Genomic DNA, 16115 nt, shown 5'->3' on the forward strand with positions numbered 1-16115 from the left:
CGCCCGTCGGGGCTCCGGCCGACGTCGTGAGCGAGCGCGCGGGCGGGCGCCCGCGGGCCGCGGCACAGGGCCTCACCGTCCGGCATGCGCCGACACCGCCCCCGGCAGGCTGATCCCTCCCAGCGTCAGCGGCGGCCCCGGGTCGCCAGGGCGCTCTGGGCGCGGGACAGCGCACGGTGTACCGGGCGCGTGCTGCGCAGGGCGGCGCGCGCGGCGTTCGCGCCAGGGGCGCCGTGCACGCCGCCGCCCGGGTGCGCGCCCGAGGAGGCCAGGTACAAGCCTTCGACAGGTGTCTCGGGGCGGCCGGTGCCGGGGACCGGGCGGAAGAACAACTGCTGGTGGACGGCGGTGGTGCCGCCGTTGATGGCGCCGTCGCGCAGGTTGGCGTCCAGGGATTCGAGGGTGGGCGGGGCGAGGACGCGCCGGGCGAGCACGCGGTCGCGGAACCCGGGGGCGAACCGTTCGAGCTGCGCCTCGATACGGTCGGCCATCGCCTCCTGCTCGCGCAGGTCCCACGTGCCCGTGATCCCGCCGTCACCGGCGTCGCCGCGCACGCGGTGCGGAACATGGGTGTAGGCCCAGGCGGACTCGGTACCGGAGGGCGACCGGGACGGGTCGGCGGTGGTCATCTGGCCGAAGAGGAGAAAGGGCCGGTCGGGCACGTGCTGCATGGCCAGCTGGGCCGCGAAGCGGGTGAGCTCGTCCATGCCGTCGGCCAGGTGCACGGTGCCCGCGGTGGCGGCCTGTTCGGCCGTCCACGGCACGGGCCCCGACAGGGCCCAGTCGATCTTGAAGGTGGCCCAGTCCCACTGGAACCGGCGCAGGTCGTCCAGCAGGCGCGGGGGCAGGTGCTCGGGGGCGACGAGATCGCCGTACAACGCGGGTACGGCCACGTCGGCGAGCACCGCGCGGCCCGCCGGGACCGTCTCGCCGGACGCGGTGCGGACGGCCACGGCGCGACCGGCGCGGACGACCACGTCGGTCACCCGCTCCCCGCAGCGCACCACGCCGCCGCGCCGCTCCAGACGTCGTACGAGTGCGGTGGTGAGGGCCCCGGCACCGCCGGTCGGCACGGGGTACCCGACGGTCTGGCCCAGCATGGACATCAGCCAGCCGAACCCGCCGCTGCCGGCCGCCTCGGGTGCCAGGTCGGTGTGGAGGGCGTTGCCGGCCAGCAGCAGCCGGCCGCCGTCGCCGAGGAACTCCTCCTCGCCGAGCCTGCGCACGGGCAGCAGCAGAGTGCGGGCCAGCCGCAGGCCCCCGGCGGTGCGCAACCGGGCGAACAGGCGCGCCGCCGCGCGCACGGGCGGGAACGGGGTGAGCAGGGCGCGCAGGACGTCCTCGCCGATCCCGTCCCAGATGGCACACAGGTTGTCCCAGGCCAGGCCGTCGCCGGGGGCGAAGTGTTCCAGTCCGGCCGCCGTGGCCGCGCGGTCGCGCGCCAGGACGGCGCAGCGGCCGTCGGTGAGCGGATGGGCCAGGACACTGGGCGCGTGGCTCCAGCGCAGTCCCTCCTCGTGGAGGTTCAGGCGGGAGAGGACGGGCGAGGCCACGGCCAGCGGGTAGAAGGCGCTGAACGTGTCGCTGACGTAGTCCTCGTGGACGCCCCGGTCGCTGCGGACCGCGCCGCCGGGCTCCTCGTTGGCTTCGAGGACCTCGACGTTCCAGCCGGCGTCGGCCAGGACATTGGCGGCGACGAGCCCGTTGGGGCCCGCGCCGATGACGACCGCGTCGGGTGCCTTCGTCTCCAGTCCCGCGGGGTACGGGGACGGTGTGCGGGACATCGGCGTCTCCGTCAGGGCGTGCCGGGGGCGGGGGTGGCGGTGCCCTGACCGCCGGCAGAGGGCCGGCCGGAGGCTTCCCCGCCCGGCGCGGTCTCGTTCTCGACCAGGTCGGCGAGGCGGCCGAGCATGGCGCGGTGGCGCAGCTGCAGCAGGGCGTCGAGCAGCGCGTTGTGCAGGAGGCCGCCGGGTCCGCGCAGCGGGTGCTCGTCCATGATCAGGAGCGTTTCGTCGCCCCAGGGCCGGAGCTCGATGGCGATCCGCGCGGTCCCGAGGGCGCCGCTGCGGGCTTCGAGCTCCAGTCGGCGGAGGGGCTCGCAGAGGCGGACGACGGTGTCACCCTCGGCGGAGTACGGGCCGACGCGCACGGTGTAGGCGATGGCGGAACCGACGTCCGGCCAGCCGTCGTCCTTGGGGCGGGACGAATCGGTGCCCACCACCCAGTCGGCGTAGCGGGAACCGTCCGCGAGGACGGCCCACACCGCCTCGGGCGGCCTTCTGATCAACTGGTGCCGCACAGCCATGGTGCCTCCCGGCGTCCGACGGACGGAACGAGCGGCGGGTACCCGCCTTTCCCGTCCATGAACGCGGAGGTCCCTGTCGGGTCGGGCCGGGTCGGGTCGGGGTCACCGGGCGGCGACGGCGAGCGTGTCCCAGAACATCAGCTCGTACGTCTGGAGCAGCCGGCCGTAGCCGTGAGCGGCCGGGAGGGAGATCCGGCCGCCGCCCTCCTGTACGGCCGCGAGCGCCTGGGCGCGCAGAGCCGGGGCGGGCAGGGCGAAGAAGTCGAAGAAGCCGCACGCCTCGTCGGTGAAGCCGTATCGCGTACGCAGTGCCTCGGCGATGGTGGCGCAGTAACCGCCCCAGGCGGCGAAGTTCGCGGACAGGGCCAGGACGACGTCGGCCGGTTCGCCGTTGAGGGCGAGCCACGCGACGTACGCCGGGTAGGCCTGGCAGCCCGCCTGCGGTTCGTACGCCCGGGCCGCCACCTCGTCGAGTCCGCAGCCGGTCAGCAGCGCGCCGAGGCGCTCCAGGGCGAGGGTCTCCCCCTCCGCCAGGGTCTCGAAGAACTCGGCGCACCGGGGCTGCCCGGCGGCGCGCTGCGCCAGGTGCAGGAAGGAGCGGCGGTCGGCGGCGACGATGTGGCGCTGTTCCAGGGCGAGTGTCCCGATCACGGCCCGCACGGCGGTGCCGGCGGCGACGGCCGGCACGAAGCGGTTGGCGTCCGGCTGCGGGGCGAGCGCTTCGGCGATGGTGTCCAGGACGTCCCGGGCCTGCTGCTCGGTCATGGCCACGTGCGCTCCTTCGGCTCGGTCGGGCTCGGCGCGACGCGGTCGGCTCGGCACCGCGCCGACCGACCGGGCGGCGCGGCTCGGGCGGTCCGTACGCGCCCGGCTCGCGCGGGCTGCCCGCCCGGCCGGAGGAGCTCCGGGCCGGGCCCGCGCCCGTTGCCGCATCCCGCCGGTGCCAGCGTCGCACGGCGCGGGCTCCTCCGGCACAGCGCCGCAGGGCTCACGAGGCGAGGGAGGCCAGGGAGGCGGGGCAGTCGCAGGAGGCGACTCCGTCGCAAGAGGTGCGTGGGGCGCGGGAGCAGCGTGGGGCCGTTCAGGGGCGGTAGACGGTACCGGGCTCGGCCTTGGCCGGGGCCAGCAGCTGGGGAACGGTGACGAACGTGAAGCCCCGCTTCTTCAGCTCCTCGATGATGCCCGGCACGGCAGGGACGGTGCCGTCGTAGATGTCGTGCAGCAGGATGATGCCGTCCTTGTCCGCGCCGTCGAGGGTCCGCTGGCGGATGAGGTCGGAGTCGGTCGTGGAGTAGTCCTTGGCGGTGACGCTCCACAGCACCTGCGCCAGGCCGAGCTCACGGCTGATCTCCGAGACCGTGTCGTCGGTACGGCCCTGCGGCGGGCGCATCAGCGTGGGCTTGCGGCCGGTGATCTTCGCTATGGCGTCCTGCGTACGGGAGAGCTCCTGGCGTATCTCCTCGGGCTCGATGTCGGTGAGCACCTGGTGGGTCCAGGTGTGGTTGGCCACTTCGTGGCCCTCGGCGGCGATGCGCCGTACGACGTCGGGGTGGCGCACCACGTGGTTCTTGCCGAGCAGGAAGAAGGTCGCCGGGACCCCCTCCTCCTTGAGGATGTCGAGCAGCCGGGGCGTGTCCTTGCCGGGACCGGCGTCGAACGTCAGGGCTATGCACTTGGCCCGGCGGCAGTCGACGGGCCCCGCCTCCCCCTTGGCCTCGTCCCGTGCTCCGGCGGGCGCCACCGTGTCGACGGAGCAGCCGGCCAGCGACAGGACCAGCGACGCCGCCGCCAGGAAGGAGGCGGCGGTGACGCCCACGGAGCGGCGTCCGGTGCGCGGGGCGGGCTTCTTCCCGAAGGGCATGGCTTTCCCTCTTTCTCGTACACGTCGCTTACCGGCCGGTACTCTACACAGGGTGTATACACCGGGTGCATAGCGGGGTGTACGGCGCCGGTCCGGGGGGCCGCGCGGCACTGTCCGACTCAGGGACAGGGAAGAGGGCGGCCCCGGTTCATCGGGACCGCCCTCGTGGGGAGGGTCGGCGGGTCAGGGCCCGCCGGGGGCCGGCTCAGCGCGGGGCCAGCAGGAGGCGCAGCTCCCTCTCGTGCTCGCCGGGGACCGACTCCGACGTCCGCACCTCGAAGAGGCGGCCGAGCTCCTTCTCGACCTCCTCGACGGCATGGTGGTCGCCCGTCAGCACCGCGGCGACGGGCGTCGTCAGCCGCGGCGGGCCGGGCAGGTCCCCGCCCGAGCGTGCGGAGCTGTCGAACGTCGCCATCCAGACCGTCGGCTCGTGGTCATGGCGCTGCTCCGGCCCGGAGGCAGGCAGGTCACAGCCCACGAAGACGTGGTCGAGAGTGTCGAAGACGATTTGCGCGTCCTCGCGGCCGCAGTCGCTGAGCTGGACGGTGACGTCACAGTCCGAGGGGTGGTTGTCTGTTGCCTTCTTCTCCACGTCGCTCCACTCCTTGGTCCGTGGGGGTACCCGTTCAGCGTCGTACAGCCACGCATACCTCGCCTCCGGAGGTCCAATCACGATCGGGGGCGGCGCGTTTGCGGAGGGGTGCCCCTGGTACGAGGGTGAGGACAGGCAACGGGGGACCGTGAGGAGGAGCAATGCCCGCAGGATCCAGCCCGAAGCGTGAACGGCAGTACGAGCACATCAAGGAGAGCGCCAAGAAGCGCGGCACGAGCGAGAAACGGGCCGAGGAGATCGCCGCGCGCACCGTGAACAAGGAGCGGGCACGCTCCGGCGAGTCCAGGACCGCGAGCAAGACCTCCAAGCAGGACATGTCGTCCTCGAAGCGGGGCGGCCAGCGCTCGGGCTCCGGGGGCGGACCCAAGGGCCCCACGTACGAGCAGCTGTACGAGGAAGCCAAGCGCAAGGGCGTCCAGGGCCGGTCGAACATGAACAAGGAGCAGCTCCAGCGCGAGCTCCGCAAGTGACCTCCCCGGACACTCCGGGTTCCGCGGACGCTCCGGATCTCTCGGACGCCCCGGATCTCTCGGACGCCCCGGATCCCTCGGACGATGCGGATCCCGTAGACACTTCGCACGCCCCGTTCGTCACGAGGAACTGCCGCGCAGGGGGCCGTCGTCCAGGTGCGCCAACAGGTCGGCGGGGTCGTCGTGGATCACGGCGGCCCCCGCCTCCGTCAGGTCGGCGCGGGGGATGCCGCCGCAGAGCAGCCCCACGCATGTGACACCCGCCCGCGTACCGGCCTGCATGTCCCAGACCGTGTCACCCACGAAGACCGAGTCCTCGGCGCGCGCTCCCGCCAGCTCCAGGGCCTGGCGCACCGGCTCGGGAGCCGGTTTCCCCCGGGCGACGTCGTCCGCGCTCGCGGTGGCGCTGATCGCGTCGTCCGCCTCGATGGCCCTGCGCAAGGCCGACAGTTCCCCTCCCCCGGCGGAGGTGGCCAGGACGACCGTCCAGCCGCCGGCCGCCAGGGTCCTCAGCAGGCGCCCGGCGTCGCGAAAGGCGGGCAGCCGGTCGAAGTACGTGCCGTAGAGAGTCCTGTGGGCGTTGCTGAGCGCGTCGTCCTGATCCTTGTCCCGGTCCTCGCCGAGGAGGCGGGCGATCAGATCGTGGCTGCCGAGCCCGATGGAGCGGTGGATGGCGTGCATCGGGACGTCGTGGCCGGCCTGCCGGAACGCCTCCCACCACGCGGTGACGTGCAGGTGGTTGGTGTCGGCAAGGGTGCCGTCCACGTCGAAGACCGCAGCCCGGGTCGTCATCTCGCTTCACTCCGTTCCGGTCGCACTTGTGGTCCCTGTCGGACCCGACGGTCCTGATGACCCGCGACGGCGTGCGTACACCCCGGAACGGCCACGGAACGCGAGCGGCCCGGCCCGGCCGGTCGTACGGAACACTCCGGCTCCGGTGAACCGGAGGGTGCGACCGGGGGGCCGGTGGGCGGGGTGGGGCGCCTGGGTCCACCGGGCCCGGTCGGCCTGGTGGGTCCCGCCGGCCTCGTCGGGCACGCCGCCCGGTCGCCGACCCGGGCGTGGGCTCCGGCCCCGGGCGCGGTCCCGGTGCCGGTGCCACGCGCGGGCGGGGGCGGGGACTGCGGCGTGGTGTGCGGGGTGGCACGCATACGGCGCTGCTCCTCCCGGTCGGCGCCTGCTCTCCGGGGGCTGCCCGGAAGGTCCGTACGAGCATGGGGGCGGCGGGCCTGCCGGTCACGTTCCGGCGGCGCGACACCCGGAGAGTTCCTCCGGCTGTCGTACCGCCTTGGTTGAGGGGGCCCCACGGGGTTACAAGGGAAGTGCCGGGCGGCGGGACGGACCGTGGGAGGTAGCCATGGCTGGGCACGACGGACACGGAGCGGACGAGGGGCGCGGCACGGGCGGTCGCGGCACGGGTGGTGGCGGCGCGGGCGAGCACGGCGCGACCCGGCACGACACAAGCGAGCACGGCGACGCGAGCGGGCAGGCCTCCCCGGCGGAGCGGGGGCGGAACGAGACCGCGGAGGAACGTGCCGACCGCAGATGGTCGGAGCTGGTCCAGGAGATACGGGTGGCCCAAACGGGCGTGCAGATCCTGTTCGGCTTCCTCCTCACGGTCGTCTTCACGCCGCGGTACGCGGACCTGACGTCCACGAACAAGGCGATCTACATCACGACGGTGGCCCTCGGGTCGTGCGCGACGGGGGCGCTGATAGGACCCGTCTCGTTCCACCGGCTGGTGTCCGGGCGGCGGATCAAGCCGCAGACGGTCGTCTGGGCATCGCGCCTCACCTTCATCGGGCTGCTGCTGCTCCTGGCGACTCTGGTCTCGGCGCTGTTCCTGGTGCTGCGGGTCGCCACGCACGACTCCTACGTGCCATGGCTGGTCGCCGGGGTGGTGACGTGGTACCTGATCTGCTGGTACGTGCTGCCGCTGTGGGTCAGGCACCGCTACACGTCCCGGGACGCCCCCTGAGGCCCTGACGCCAGGACCCGCTCGACGGTGTCCGCTTCCGCGGCCCGCTTGTCGGGACGGTGGCGCACGACCCGCGCGAACCTCAGCGTGATGCCCGCCGGATAGCGGGGCGAGCGCTGGAGGCCGTCGTACGCGATCTCGACGACGAGCTCCGGTCGGACCCGTACGGCGAAACCGTCGTCCTCGACGGCCAGTTCGCGCAGCCGTTCCGTCTGCCAGCGCAGCATCACGTCGGTGAGGCCCTTGAAGGTCTTGCCCAGCATGACGAACGAGCCGTCCGCGGCACGGGCCCCCAGATGGAGGTTGGACAGCAGACCGGTGCGGCGTCCGTGGCCCCATTCGGCGGCGAGGACGACGAGGTCGAGGGTGTGGACCGGCTTCACCTTCAGCCACGAGCGGCCCCGCCGGCCCGCGCTGTACGGCGCGTCGAGGGCCTTGACCAGCACACCCTCGTGACCGCGGCGGAGGGTGTCGGCGAAGAACGCCTCCGCGGCGTCGGTCCGGGCCGGCTCGGACGGGTCCTCGACGACGGTACGGCGCACGCGCATGGGTTCCGGGACCAGGCGAGCCAGCTCGGCGTGCCGCTCCCGGCCCGGCAGGTCCAGCAGGACGGCGCCGTCCGCCGCGAGCACATCGAAGAAGACGGGGGACACGGGCAAGGCGGCCGCCGCGGTGGCCACGTCGACGCGGGACCCGACACGTGAGGCGATGTCCTGGAAGGGGGCCGGGCGGCCGGCCGCATCGAGCGCGATCACCTCGCCGTCGAGGACGAACCGGTCGCCGTCCAAGGAACGGGCCACCGCCGACACCTCGGGGAGCCGGTCGGTGATGTCGTCGAGGGACCGGGTGTAGACCCGGACGTCGCCCCCGGAGCGGTGCACCTGGACACGGATGCCGTCCAGCTTCTCCTCGACCACGCAGGGGCCGAGGGCGGCGATCGCCTCAGCCACGCTCTTCGCGCTGTGCGCCAGCATGGGGTGCACCGGGGTGCCGACGCGCAGACGGAACCGCTCCAGGGCCGCGGGGCCCTCGGCGAGCAGGGCCTGGGCGACGCGGGGCAGCGACCCTTCGAGCATCACGGCACGACGTACGTCGGCGGCGGGCGCCGCGGTCGCCGCCGCGACTCCTTCGAGGGCCACCGCGTCCAGCGCTCCCTGCCGGACCTCACCGGTGAGCAGCCGCAGCAGGAACTGCTGCTCGGGCGGGGTCGCGGCGGCCATCAGCTCGCGCACCAGCCGTTGGCGTTCCGCCTGGGCGCCCGGGCCGGCGACCTGGGCGAGGGCGGTCAGCGCGGCATCCGTGTCGGCCACCGTCAGGGTGGCTTCCGCGGCGGACGGCACGGATTCCTCGAGGGTGCTCCAGCCGACGCCGATCCGGCCCTGCGGGAGGCGGCCCGCGAGGTAGGCGATGACCAGCGGGGCCTCGTCGGGCGGGGTCGCGGCGAAGAGGTCCGCCAACGCGGCGATCTTGCGCGAGCGCGCGGAGGTGGCGGCGACCTGGCCGGAGACCTCCGCGAGACGGGCCAGCAGCATGCGCCCATGGTGCACGCCCGCCGCCCGTCCCGCACGCCCGGGCCCCGCCCGGCAGGTCTCTCCCGTGGGGGACTGCGCCGAGCGGCGCCCCGGCCTGCGGGGCGAGGGCCCGGGGGCTTGTTCTTTGGGGGTGCCTGCCCCAAGGGGGGCCCGGCCCGACGCGCCTGTTTCCGAGGGGGCCTGTCGAGGGTGCTTCCGCTTCTGAGGGTGCCTGCCCCGAGGGGGGCCTTCCTGGGCGCGCCCGTCCCGGGGGGCGCCCGCGCGTCGGCGGCCCGCCCGGAAACGCGGGCTCCCCGCATAACCGTCGGCGGACCTCCTCCGGCCCGCGAGGGCCCGAGCCGCCCGGCCCGCTGGCGGGAGCGGAGAACGGGGCGAAGGTGCAGCCGCGGAAGCGCCGCCTCCACGGACCCCACGGCGAAATGTTGTGACGACGGACAGTCCCAGGTCTCCCCTCCTTCACTCAACTCCCCTACTCTGCGGTCGACTTCGACGGACGAACCGGGTCGACGCTTGGTCGACGGATGGGGGCAGGGGCTATGAGGACGCTTGCACGTACGGCCATGGCCGGGATGGCCGTCATGGCCTTGGCCATCGGCCTCGCCCCCGTCGACGCGCGAGCGGCCGACCCGGGCGGGCTGGCCTACTCGGGCTCGACGTCGGTCGGGGTGCACAACGCCTACGAGAAAGCCAAGTTCCCCTACTTCGCCGATGGGTTGGACTCGGGCGCGGGCATGCTCGAGATCGATGTGTGGACGAACGCCTTCGGCAGATCCTGGCGGGTCTCGCACAGCAACCCGATCGGCAACGACAACAACTGCGTGAACGCGGCGAACGCCGGTGAGCTGCGCACCAAGCCGAGGAACCAGGATCTGGGCGGGTGCCTCGCCGACATCAGGGCCTGGCACGACGCCAACCCGGGACACCGGCCGGTCATGCTGAAACTCGAGCTGAAGGACGGCTTCCAGGGCAAGTACGGCCGGGGCCCGGCCGCCCTGGACGAGCTGCTGACGGCGCGGCTGGGCGACGCGCTGTTCCGTCCCGCCGACCTGGCCGGCGCCCGCCCCGATCTGGACACCGCTGCGCGGCTGGACGGCTGGCCGGCGCGCTCGGCGATGGCCGGGAAGTTCATCGTCCAGCTGATCCCGGGGACCGTGGAGAAGGACAACCCCCTCGACACGCTGTGGACCGATCGCGAGTACGCGCAGCACCTGCGCCACCTGGCCGCGGCCGGGCGTCTGCGCGAGGCGTCGGCGTTCCCCGCCGTGAACGGCGCTCAGGCCGGGGACCCGCGCAGCCGGTACGCGGACGCGGGACTCCGGCCCTGGTTCGTCGTCTTCGACGGTGACGCCTCCGCCTACGCCGGCGGCTCCATCGACACCGGGTGGTACGACGAGCGGCACTACCTGGTCGTCATGACCGACGCGCACGGCGTGGCACCCGCGATCGACGGCGTGCGTCCGACCGAGGCGCAGGCACGGGAGCGGGTGGCCCTGCTGGCCGGGCGGCACGCCAGCGTCGTGTCGTCGGACTGGTACCCCCTGCCCGCCGTGCTGGGTTCGGTGCTGCCGCGGGGCGCCTAGCCAGTGCGGCCTGCGTGCTTGCCGGCGTGTCTCCCCGCGTACCTCCCTCCCTGCCTGCGGCGTGCCCGCCGCCTCAACCGGTCCGTACCGAGGTGCGGCGGCGCAACAGGAGGCGGCCGAGCAGGCCGGCGCGCCCGCGGGCGGGGCGGGCCGGTGGCCGGCTGCGGGCGACACCGCCGTCCGGGCGGGGAGCCGGCCGGAGCGCACGGGCTTCGTCGAGGGCCAGGGCCAGGCCGAGGCGGTGCCACAGGATCTCGTCGGGCTCGTCGGCCCGGAGCAGGCGCTCGGTGGTCTCACGCAAGGACGCCGACTCCGAGCGGGCGTGCGGCGGTTCGGGGCGGAGCCGGTCGAGGTGGGCGCGCTCGTACGGGTCGTCGACCACCTCGGCGACCTGGAGCGGATCGAGCAGCGAGGCGATGGCCGCCGCCCCCGACCAGGGATCGTCCGTGCCGCGCAGCAGCAGGCCGAGCCGGCGGGCCCGCCAGTTGCGGGGGCGCGCGTCGTCGCCCGCGTCGAGCTTGGCGCGCAGCGCGCCCGGCAGTCTGCCGGTGAGGAGCTGCGGGTGCCGTTCGGCGAACTCGCGCACCTCACCGGCGAGGTAGAGCCAGACGACCGCCCGGTAGCGGTTGAGGTAGAACCTGACCGGGGTGAAGTGGCCGGTCCGGGCGAGTCTGGTGAAGCGGTCGGTGGTGATGGAGACGAGCCGGGCGGCCTCGGCCGTGCCGACCGTGCGGACACGGTCGCGCAGGCCGTCCGGGAAGTCGGGCGCCGCGCGCAGCCGGTCGAGCTCCGCGCGGGCGACCCGGGGCCGCCCGGCTGCGCCGTCGCTTCCCGTGGTTCCGGGCACGGTGCGCACATGTCCGAGCTGGACCGCGAGGTCGAACTCGCTGCGTTCGAGCGCGAGTTCCTGTGCCGCGCGTGCGAATGCGACCGTGCGTGCCGTGGTGTCGGTGACCGTCATGCGGGTCCTCCCCCGTGAGTCGAGCGTCACTCTGTGTCACGAAGGTAACGCGGAGGAGGACCAGCGTGTCAGGCCTGTGGAAAACTCAGCCGCCGGGTCGCCGGGCAGCCACGGCGAGGTGTTCGCCGACACGGTTGACCAGCAGGGTCATCTCGTAGGCGACCTGCCCCACATCGGCTTCGGCCGCGCTCAGCACGCAGAGGCAGCTGCCTTCGCCGGCGGCGGTGACGAACAGCATCGCCTCGTCGAACTCCACCATCGTCTGCCGGGCGCTGCCCACACCGAAGTGGCGTCCGGATCCGCGCGCCAGGCTGTGCAGGCCGGAGGAGACCGCCGCCAGATGCTCGGCGTCCTCCCGGGCGAGCCCGCTGCTGGCACCGGTCACCAGCCCGTCGTTCGACAGCACGAGGGCGTGCCGTATGTAGGCGACCCGTTTGGTCAGATCGTCCAGAAGCCAGTCGAGTCCTTTGTCCAGAGCCATTCCGGTCCTCCCCGTTTCCCGCGTTCCCCGTTGCCCCGTTTCTCCTTAAGCCTTTCGTACTGACGTGGGCAGGGCAAGAGCGCTCCGGAGCTTCACCGTCACGTCGTGTGCGGCGGCAGCGCCTCGATGTCGACGGCGAAAGGGATCGCGCCGGGTGGCCGGTGGTCAGGACACCGAGTCGAGCAGGCGGGCGGTGTGGACCCGGCCGGCGTACTCGACGAGCCGGATGAGGACCTCCTTCCCCGAGTCGCGGTCGCGCGCGTCGCACAGCACGACGGGCGTACCCCGGTCGAGGTCCAGTGCGCGCAGGACGTCGTGCGCACCGTACGTACGGGCTCCGGCGAAGCAGTTGACGGCGACGACGAACGGGATCCGGCGGTGCTCGAAGTAGTCGACGGCCGGGAAGCAGTCCTCCAGGCGGCGGGTGTCCGCCAGGACCACGGCCCCGAGGGCCCCCTGGGACAGTTCGTCCCACAGGAACCAGAAGCGGTCCTGCCCGGGCGTCCCGAACAGGTAGAGGGACAGCCCGGAGCGGATGGTGATGCGGCCGAAGTCCATGGCGACGGTCGTCGTGGTCTTCCGGTCGACCCCGGTGGTGTCGTCGACGGCCGCGCCCGCTTCGCTGAGCTGTTCCTCGGTACGCAGGGGGCGGATTTCGCTGACCGCGCCCACCAGGGTGGTCTTGCCGACGCCGAAGCCGCCGGCGACCAGGATCTTCAGGGCCAGGGCGGTGGTGTCGGAGCACTCGGAGGCCATGCGTCACTTCTCTCGGGAGGGCGCCGATGGGACGGTCGGAGGATGACTGGTGAGGGGAGAGAGTCAGCAGCTTCAGAGAGCCCGGAGGCCGTCGATGACCTCCCTGAGGATCCGCTCGTCGGGAAGCTGCGCGGGCGGTACGGGCCGGCTGACAATGACGTACCCGGCTTCGAGGAGGTCGCCCAGCAGGACCCGGACGACTCCGACCGGCAGGTCGGCGTCGGCGGCGAGTTCGGCCACGGACTGCGTCTCGGCGCAGCAGAGGGTGAGCAGGGCCCGGTGCTCCGGTCCGAGGAGCGCTGCGCCGGACCCTTCGGTGGGCGGATCGTCGTCGACGACCACGAGCGCGATGAGGTCGAAGCGTACGTTGCTGGGGCCCGGTTTCGTACGGCCGCCGGTCATGGCGTACGGGCGGACGAGCGGCCCCGCGTCGGCGTCGTACCAGTGGCTGCCCGGCTCGGTCATGGTGCGCCGCCCGTCATCCGGTGGCCGGCGGGGTGGCATTGACGCGGCGCGGGGTGCGCAGGTGCTCGCCCACCCGTTTGACGAGCCGGGCCATCTCGTAGGCGATGAGGCCGATGTCCGCGTCGGCCGTGCTGAGGACGGCCAGGCACGACCCCTCCCCGGCGGCGGCGACGAACAGGAAGCCCTCGTCCATCTCCACCATGGTCTGGCGTACGTCACCGGCGTGGAACTGGCGGCCGGCGCCCTTGGCGAGGCTGTGGAACCCGGACGCCACGGCGGCCAGGTGCTCCGCGTCCTCGCGGGACAGCGCGCTGGAGGCCCCCACGGCCAGGCCGTCGCCGGAGAGCACGACCGTGTGGCGCACCTCCCTGACACGGGTGGTCAGGTCGTCCAGCAGCCAGTCCAGTTCCCGGGCGGGGTGGTGGGCGGGGTGATGGGCGGCGATCCTCTGGTGCTCGATCATCGTCGGTCTCCTTCGCCGGCGGCACCGCCGCGGGCCCAGCCGTCGCGATAGGCGGTCATGCGGTCCCTGGCCTGTTCGGGTGTTCGTGTGGTGAGCGGGGTGCCGGTGCGGCCGGTGCTGCGGGTGGGGTCGCTGCCCCTGATGACCGGTGCCTGTTCGCCCCGGGGTGGCGGCGCCTCACGCAACTGCGGTGCCAGGCTGGCCTGCCGTACGCGGCGCGGAAGCCCACTGCGGTCGTCCACCACGTCGTCGCGCGCATCGGACGCGCCGTGAGCGGCGCGGCTGCTGACGTCGTGTTCGCCGCTGCGGCCGCGGTACGCGTGACCGCGGGCCTGCTGTTCACCGCCGCGGTCACCGGGCCCGTCCACCGCCGGGTCGCCGTGCCCGCCGATCCGGGCCGGGTCCGGCGGGCGCGGCGGGTGGCCCGGAAGCGGCAGGGCGGTGACGGGGGCCGGCGGTGACGCGCTCGGGTGTCGGCCGGCCGGTGCGGCGCCGGCAGGTGTCGGTACGGGGACCCGGGACGGCCGGCGGTGCGCGGCGGGGGGCGGCGCGGGCACGGTGGCGTCGCGGCCGCCGGGGGCGGCCGGGAGCGCGCTCTGCAGCAGGTCGGTGGGGAGCAGGACGACGGCCGTGGTGCCTCCGTACGGCGAGGGGCGCAGGCGGACCTGGATGTCATGGCGTGCGGAGAGCCTGCTGACGACGAACAGGCCGAGGCGGTCGCTGTCGAACAGGTCGAGCGCCTCGGACTGCTCGATGCGGTGGTTGGCTTCGGCCAGCGCCTCCCTGCCCATGCCCAGGCCGCGGTCCTCGATCTCCAGGGCGTACCCGTTGCCGACGGGTTCGCCGGTGACGCGGACCTTGGTGTGGGGCGGGGAGAACTGAGTGGCGTTCTCGATGAGTTCGGCGAGGAGGTGGGTGAGGTCGGCCACCGCGATTCCGTTGACCGCCGTTTCGGGCAGGTGGCGTACCTCCACGCGCGCGTAGTCCTCGATCTCGGAGACGGCGGCCCGTACGACGTCGGTCAGCGGGACCGGTGTCCGCCAGGCGCGGCCGGGGGCGGCGCCGGAGAGGATGATGAGGCTCTCCGCGTGCCGGCGCATACGGGTGGTCAGGTGGTCCAGCCGGAACAGGTCGCCCAGTTGGGCCGGGTCGTCCACACGGCGCTCCATGTTGTCGAGGAGCGTGAGCTGCCGGTGGACGAGGACCTGGCTGCGGCGGGCGAGGTCGACGAAGACGCCGGAGATCCCGCCGGCGAGCTCGGCGCGCTCGACGGCGGCGCCGAGCGCGGCCCGGTGGACCGTGCCGAGGGCCTCGCCGACCTGCCCGATCTCGTCCTGCGCGGGCGGCCCGGGTGGTGCTTCGGTCCGGATGTCCAGTTCTTCCCCGGCGCGCAGCCTGTGCATGGCCTGCGGGAGTTTGCGCCGGGCGATCTCCAGGGCGGTGTTGCGGAGGGTGACGAGTTCGACGACGAGGGCGCGGCCGATGCGTACGGAGATGACGAGGGAGGCGGTGACCGCCGCCAGGCCCAGGAGGACGGCCGCTCCGGCCGGGGTGAGGATGCCGCCGGTGAGCGGGTCGGTGTCGTCGGCCGCGGTGCGGCGGGCGTCGCTCTCGAGGGCGGCCAGGGCGGTGCGTACGGTGCTGTGGGCCTCGTCCCAGGCGGCCGCCGGGACGGCGGCGGCGGCCTTCCGCCCGGGCGGCGCGGCGACGACGGTGTTCTCCGCGGCCAGGAGCTGCCGGTGGGGGCGCTGTGCCGCGGGCCGGTGCCAGCCGTCGCGCTGGGGGGAGGGAAGATCGGCGGTCGCCGACACGAGCAGGGTGCGACGGGTTTCCACGGTGCCGGTGAAGGCGCGGTGCCGGGGTGCGGGGAACTCCCCGGTGAGCCGGGCGGAGGTGAGGAGGGCGTCCTCCCGGGCGAGCATCTCGCCCGCGCGGGCGAGCTCCAGCAGCACGCGTGCCCGGGAGCCCTGCGGGGAGTCGGGCATGCCGGTGAGAGCGCCCTGGACGTCGAAGGCGGCCGAGATGGCGGCCGTGTACCGGGTGTGGACGGTGTCCACGCCGGTTCTCCCGTCGATGAGCGCGGTCCGCAGGGTGGTGAGGCCCTCGGCGCGACCGACGAACTGCCGGACCCGCGCGGCGGCGTCGGCCGGCAGGTCTCCGGTGTCCGCCACGGTGTGCCGGCCGTCCAGGCGGAGGGCCGCGACGGCGGCGTCGGTGCGCCGCGCGAGCCGCCGCAGTCCGGTGGCGTGCCCGGTGCCGGGCGCGGCCGCCTGGCGTACGGCGGCGCTGCGCTCCGCCTGCAGGGCGGCAGCGGCGGCGGCCACCGGTTCGCGTATCCGCTCGTCGGCGTGCCGGGCCTCGTACAGGCGGGTGACGTCCTGCGCGGTGGTCACGGTGGCGAAGCCCCACAGGGCGAGCAGGGAGACGACGGGCATCATCAGCAGCGAGATGATCCTGGCGCGTACGGTCCGGGGCCTCGGGCGCCACCGGTCGCGGGCGGGACGCCGAGCCGCCGTGTGCGGTGAGCGGGGGTCGCCGGAACCCGGTGGTCCCGCGTGCGCGCGGCGTCCGCGGGTGGCCGCCGCGCCGGGCGGCGGCACCTCGGGGACGGCGGCCCCGCCGGGGGCTGTGCGGGGAGTGGGCATGGCGT

Annotated in this window: 16 protein-coding genes; 3 read left to right on the forward strand and 13 right to left on the reverse strand. The window is 74.1% G+C overall.

The window, feature by feature from the left end; translation table 11 throughout:
* Window positions 1-125 precede the first annotated feature (125 nt).
* The 5 genes from ACIA79_RS30260 to ACIA79_RS30280 form a co-directional block, all read right to left on the reverse strand.
* Window positions 126-1784 (reverse strand): phytoene desaturase family protein, encoded by a 1659-nt coding sequence (locus ACIA79_RS30260; RefSeq protein ID WP_399431579.1) that lies wholly within the window; start codon window positions 1782-1784, stop codon window positions 126-128.
* Window positions 1785-1795: 11 nt separating this feature from the next.
* On the reverse strand, window positions 1796-2305 hold the full coding sequence (locus ACIA79_RS30265; RefSeq protein WP_399431580.1) for an SRPBCC family protein: 510 nt from the start codon (window positions 2303-2305) through the stop codon (window positions 1796-1798).
* A 102-nt stretch (window positions 2306-2407) separates the two neighbouring features.
* On the reverse strand, window positions 2408-3070 hold the full coding sequence (locus ACIA79_RS30270; RefSeq protein ID WP_399431581.1) for a transcriptional regulator: 663 nt from the start codon (window positions 3068-3070) through the stop codon (window positions 2408-2410).
* Between the two features lie 316 nt (window positions 3071-3386).
* The gene (locus ACIA79_RS30275; RefSeq protein ID WP_399431582.1) at window positions 3387-4166 is read right to left on the reverse strand and encodes a polysaccharide deacetylase family protein; all 780 of its coding nucleotides are present in this window, start codon (window positions 4164-4166) and stop codon (window positions 3387-3389) included.
* Between the two features lie 205 nt (window positions 4167-4371).
* A complete protein-coding gene (locus ACIA79_RS30280; RefSeq protein WP_399431583.1) occupies window positions 4372-4758 on the reverse strand; it encodes a hypothetical protein in 387 nt (128 codons plus the stop codon).
* A 161-nt stretch (window positions 4759-4919) separates the two neighbouring features.
* Here ACIA79_RS30280 and ACIA79_RS30285 point away from each other — a divergent pair, with 161 nt between their 5' ends.
* Window positions 4920-5249 (forward strand): plasmid stabilization protein, encoded by a 330-nt coding sequence (locus ACIA79_RS30285; RefSeq protein ID WP_399431584.1) that lies wholly within the window; start codon window positions 4920-4922, stop codon window positions 5247-5249.
* A 120-nt stretch (window positions 5250-5369) separates the two neighbouring features.
* On the opposite strand, the gene ACIA79_RS30290 is transcribed toward ACIA79_RS30285, so the two are convergent.
* Window positions 5370-6041, reverse strand: a complete 672-nt coding sequence (locus ACIA79_RS30290; protein ID WP_399431585.1) for an HAD family hydrolase — start codon at window positions 6039-6041, stop codon at window positions 5370-5372.
* Between the two features lie 565 nt (window positions 6042-6606).
* Between ACIA79_RS30290 and ACIA79_RS30295 the strand changes: the two genes are divergently transcribed.
* The gene (locus ACIA79_RS30295; RefSeq protein WP_399431586.1) at window positions 6607-7227 is read left to right on the forward strand and encodes a DUF6328 family protein; all 621 of its coding nucleotides are present in this window, start codon (window positions 6607-6609) and stop codon (window positions 7225-7227) included.
* Here ACIA79_RS30295 and ACIA79_RS30300 read toward each other — a convergent pair.
* A complete protein-coding gene (locus tag ACIA79_RS30300) occupies window positions 7203-8759 on the reverse strand; it encodes an ATP-dependent DNA ligase (protein ID WP_399431587.1) in 1557 nt (518 codons plus the stop codon). The genes ACIA79_RS30295 and ACIA79_RS30300 overlap by 25 nt on opposite strands.
* 536 nt (window positions 8760-9295) lie before the next feature.
* Between ACIA79_RS30300 and ACIA79_RS30305 the strand changes: the two genes are divergently transcribed.
* Window positions 9296-10339: a phosphatidylinositol-specific phospholipase C domain-containing protein gene (locus tag ACIA79_RS30305; RefSeq protein WP_399431588.1), complete on the forward strand. Its 1044-nt coding sequence runs from the start codon at window positions 9296-9298 to the stop codon at window positions 10337-10339.
* Between the two features lie 73 nt (window positions 10340-10412).
* Here ACIA79_RS30305 and ACIA79_RS30310 read toward each other — a convergent pair whose 3' ends face one another.
* The 6 genes from ACIA79_RS30310 to ACIA79_RS30335 all read right to left on the reverse strand — a co-directional run bounded on the left by ACIA79_RS30310 (window position 10413) and on the right by ACIA79_RS30335 (window position 16110).
* Window positions 10413-11300, reverse strand: a complete 888-nt coding sequence (locus ACIA79_RS30310) for a DUF6397 family protein (protein ID WP_399431589.1) — start codon at window positions 11298-11300, stop codon at window positions 10413-10415.
* Window positions 11301-11385: 85 nt separating this feature from the next.
* A complete protein-coding gene (locus ACIA79_RS30315) occupies window positions 11386-11781 on the reverse strand; it encodes a roadblock/LC7 domain-containing protein (RefSeq protein ID WP_399431590.1) in 396 nt (131 codons plus the stop codon).
* Window positions 11782-11946: 165 nt separating this feature from the next.
* A complete protein-coding gene (locus ACIA79_RS30320) occupies window positions 11947-12537 on the reverse strand; it encodes a GTP-binding protein (protein WP_399431591.1) in 591 nt (196 codons plus the stop codon).
* Between the two features lie 72 nt (window positions 12538-12609).
* The gene (locus ACIA79_RS30325) at window positions 12610-13002 is read right to left on the reverse strand and encodes a DUF742 domain-containing protein (RefSeq protein ID WP_399431593.1); all 393 of its coding nucleotides are present in this window, start codon (window positions 13000-13002) and stop codon (window positions 12610-12612) included.
* Window positions 13003-13015: 13 nt separating this feature from the next.
* The gene (locus ACIA79_RS30330) at window positions 13016-13465 is read right to left on the reverse strand and encodes a roadblock/LC7 domain-containing protein (protein WP_399431594.1); all 450 of its coding nucleotides are present in this window, start codon (window positions 13463-13465) and stop codon (window positions 13016-13018) included.
* Window positions 13462-16110, reverse strand: a complete 2649-nt coding sequence (locus tag ACIA79_RS30335; RefSeq protein ID WP_399431595.1) for a nitrate- and nitrite sensing domain-containing protein — start codon at window positions 16108-16110, stop codon at window positions 13462-13464. The genes ACIA79_RS30330 and ACIA79_RS30335 overlap by 4 nt, the downstream gene beginning before the upstream one ends.
* Window positions 16111-16115: the final 5 nt, after the last annotated feature.

The organism is Streptomyces sp. NPDC051310 (assembly GCF_044455245.1).
Taxonomy (GTDB): Bacteria; Actinomycetota; Actinomycetes; order Streptomycetales; family Streptomycetaceae; genus Streptomyces.

What these genes read in the sequence shown, in the direction of transcription:
- ACIA79_RS30335 (WP_399431595.1), bottom strand. Translation starts at nt 16,110, where the DNA reads ATGCCCACTCCCCGCACAGCCCCCGGCGGGGCCGCCGTCCCCGAGGTG.
- ACIA79_RS30295 (WP_399431586.1), top strand. Translation starts at nt 6,607, where the DNA reads ATGGCTGGGCACGACGGACACGGAGCGGACGAGGGGCGCGGCACGGGC.
- ACIA79_RS30270 (WP_399431581.1), bottom strand. Translation starts at nt 3,070, where the DNA reads ATGACCGAGCAGCAGGCCCGGGACGTCCTGGACACCATCGCCGAAGCG.
- ACIA79_RS30260 (WP_399431579.1), bottom strand. Translation starts at nt 1,784, where the DNA reads ATGTCCCGCACACCGTCCCCGTACCCCGCGGGACTGGAGACGAAGGCA.
- ACIA79_RS30325 (WP_399431593.1), bottom strand. Translation starts at nt 13,002, where the DNA reads ATGACCGAGCCGGGCAGCCACTGGTACGACGCCGACGCGGGGCCGCTC.
- ACIA79_RS30320 (WP_399431591.1), bottom strand. Translation starts at nt 12,537, where the DNA reads ATGGCCTCCGAGTGCTCCGACACCACCGCCCTGGCCCTGAAGATCCTG.
- ACIA79_RS30305 (WP_399431588.1), top strand. Translation starts at nt 9,296, where the DNA reads ATGAGGACGCTTGCACGTACGGCCATGGCCGGGATGGCCGTCATGGCC.
- ACIA79_RS30275 (WP_399431582.1), bottom strand. Translation starts at nt 4,166, where the DNA reads ATGCCCTTCGGGAAGAAGCCCGCCCCGCGCACCGGACGCCGCTCCGTG.
- ACIA79_RS30290 (WP_399431585.1), bottom strand. Translation starts at nt 6,041, where the DNA reads ATGACGACCCGGGCTGCGGTCTTCGACGTGGACGGCACCCTTGCCGAC.
- ACIA79_RS30310 (WP_399431589.1), bottom strand. Translation starts at nt 11,300, where the DNA reads ATGACGGTCACCGACACCACGGCACGCACGGTCGCATTCGCACGCGCG.
- ACIA79_RS30285 (WP_399431584.1), top strand. Translation starts at nt 4,920, where the DNA reads ATGCCCGCAGGATCCAGCCCGAAGCGTGAACGGCAGTACGAGCACATC.
- ACIA79_RS30315 (WP_399431590.1), bottom strand. Translation starts at nt 11,781, where the DNA reads ATGGCTCTGGACAAAGGACTCGACTGGCTTCTGGACGATCTGACCAAA.
- ACIA79_RS30330 (WP_399431594.1), bottom strand. Translation starts at nt 13,465, where the DNA reads ATGATCGAGCACCAGAGGATCGCCGCCCATCACCCCGCCCACCACCCC.
- ACIA79_RS30265 (WP_399431580.1), bottom strand. Translation starts at nt 2,305, where the DNA reads ATGGCTGTGCGGCACCAGTTGATCAGAAGGCCGCCCGAGGCGGTGTGG.
- ACIA79_RS30300 (WP_399431587.1), bottom strand. Translation starts at nt 8,759, where the DNA reads ATGCTGCTGGCCCGTCTCGCGGAGGTCTCCGGCCAGGTCGCCGCCACC.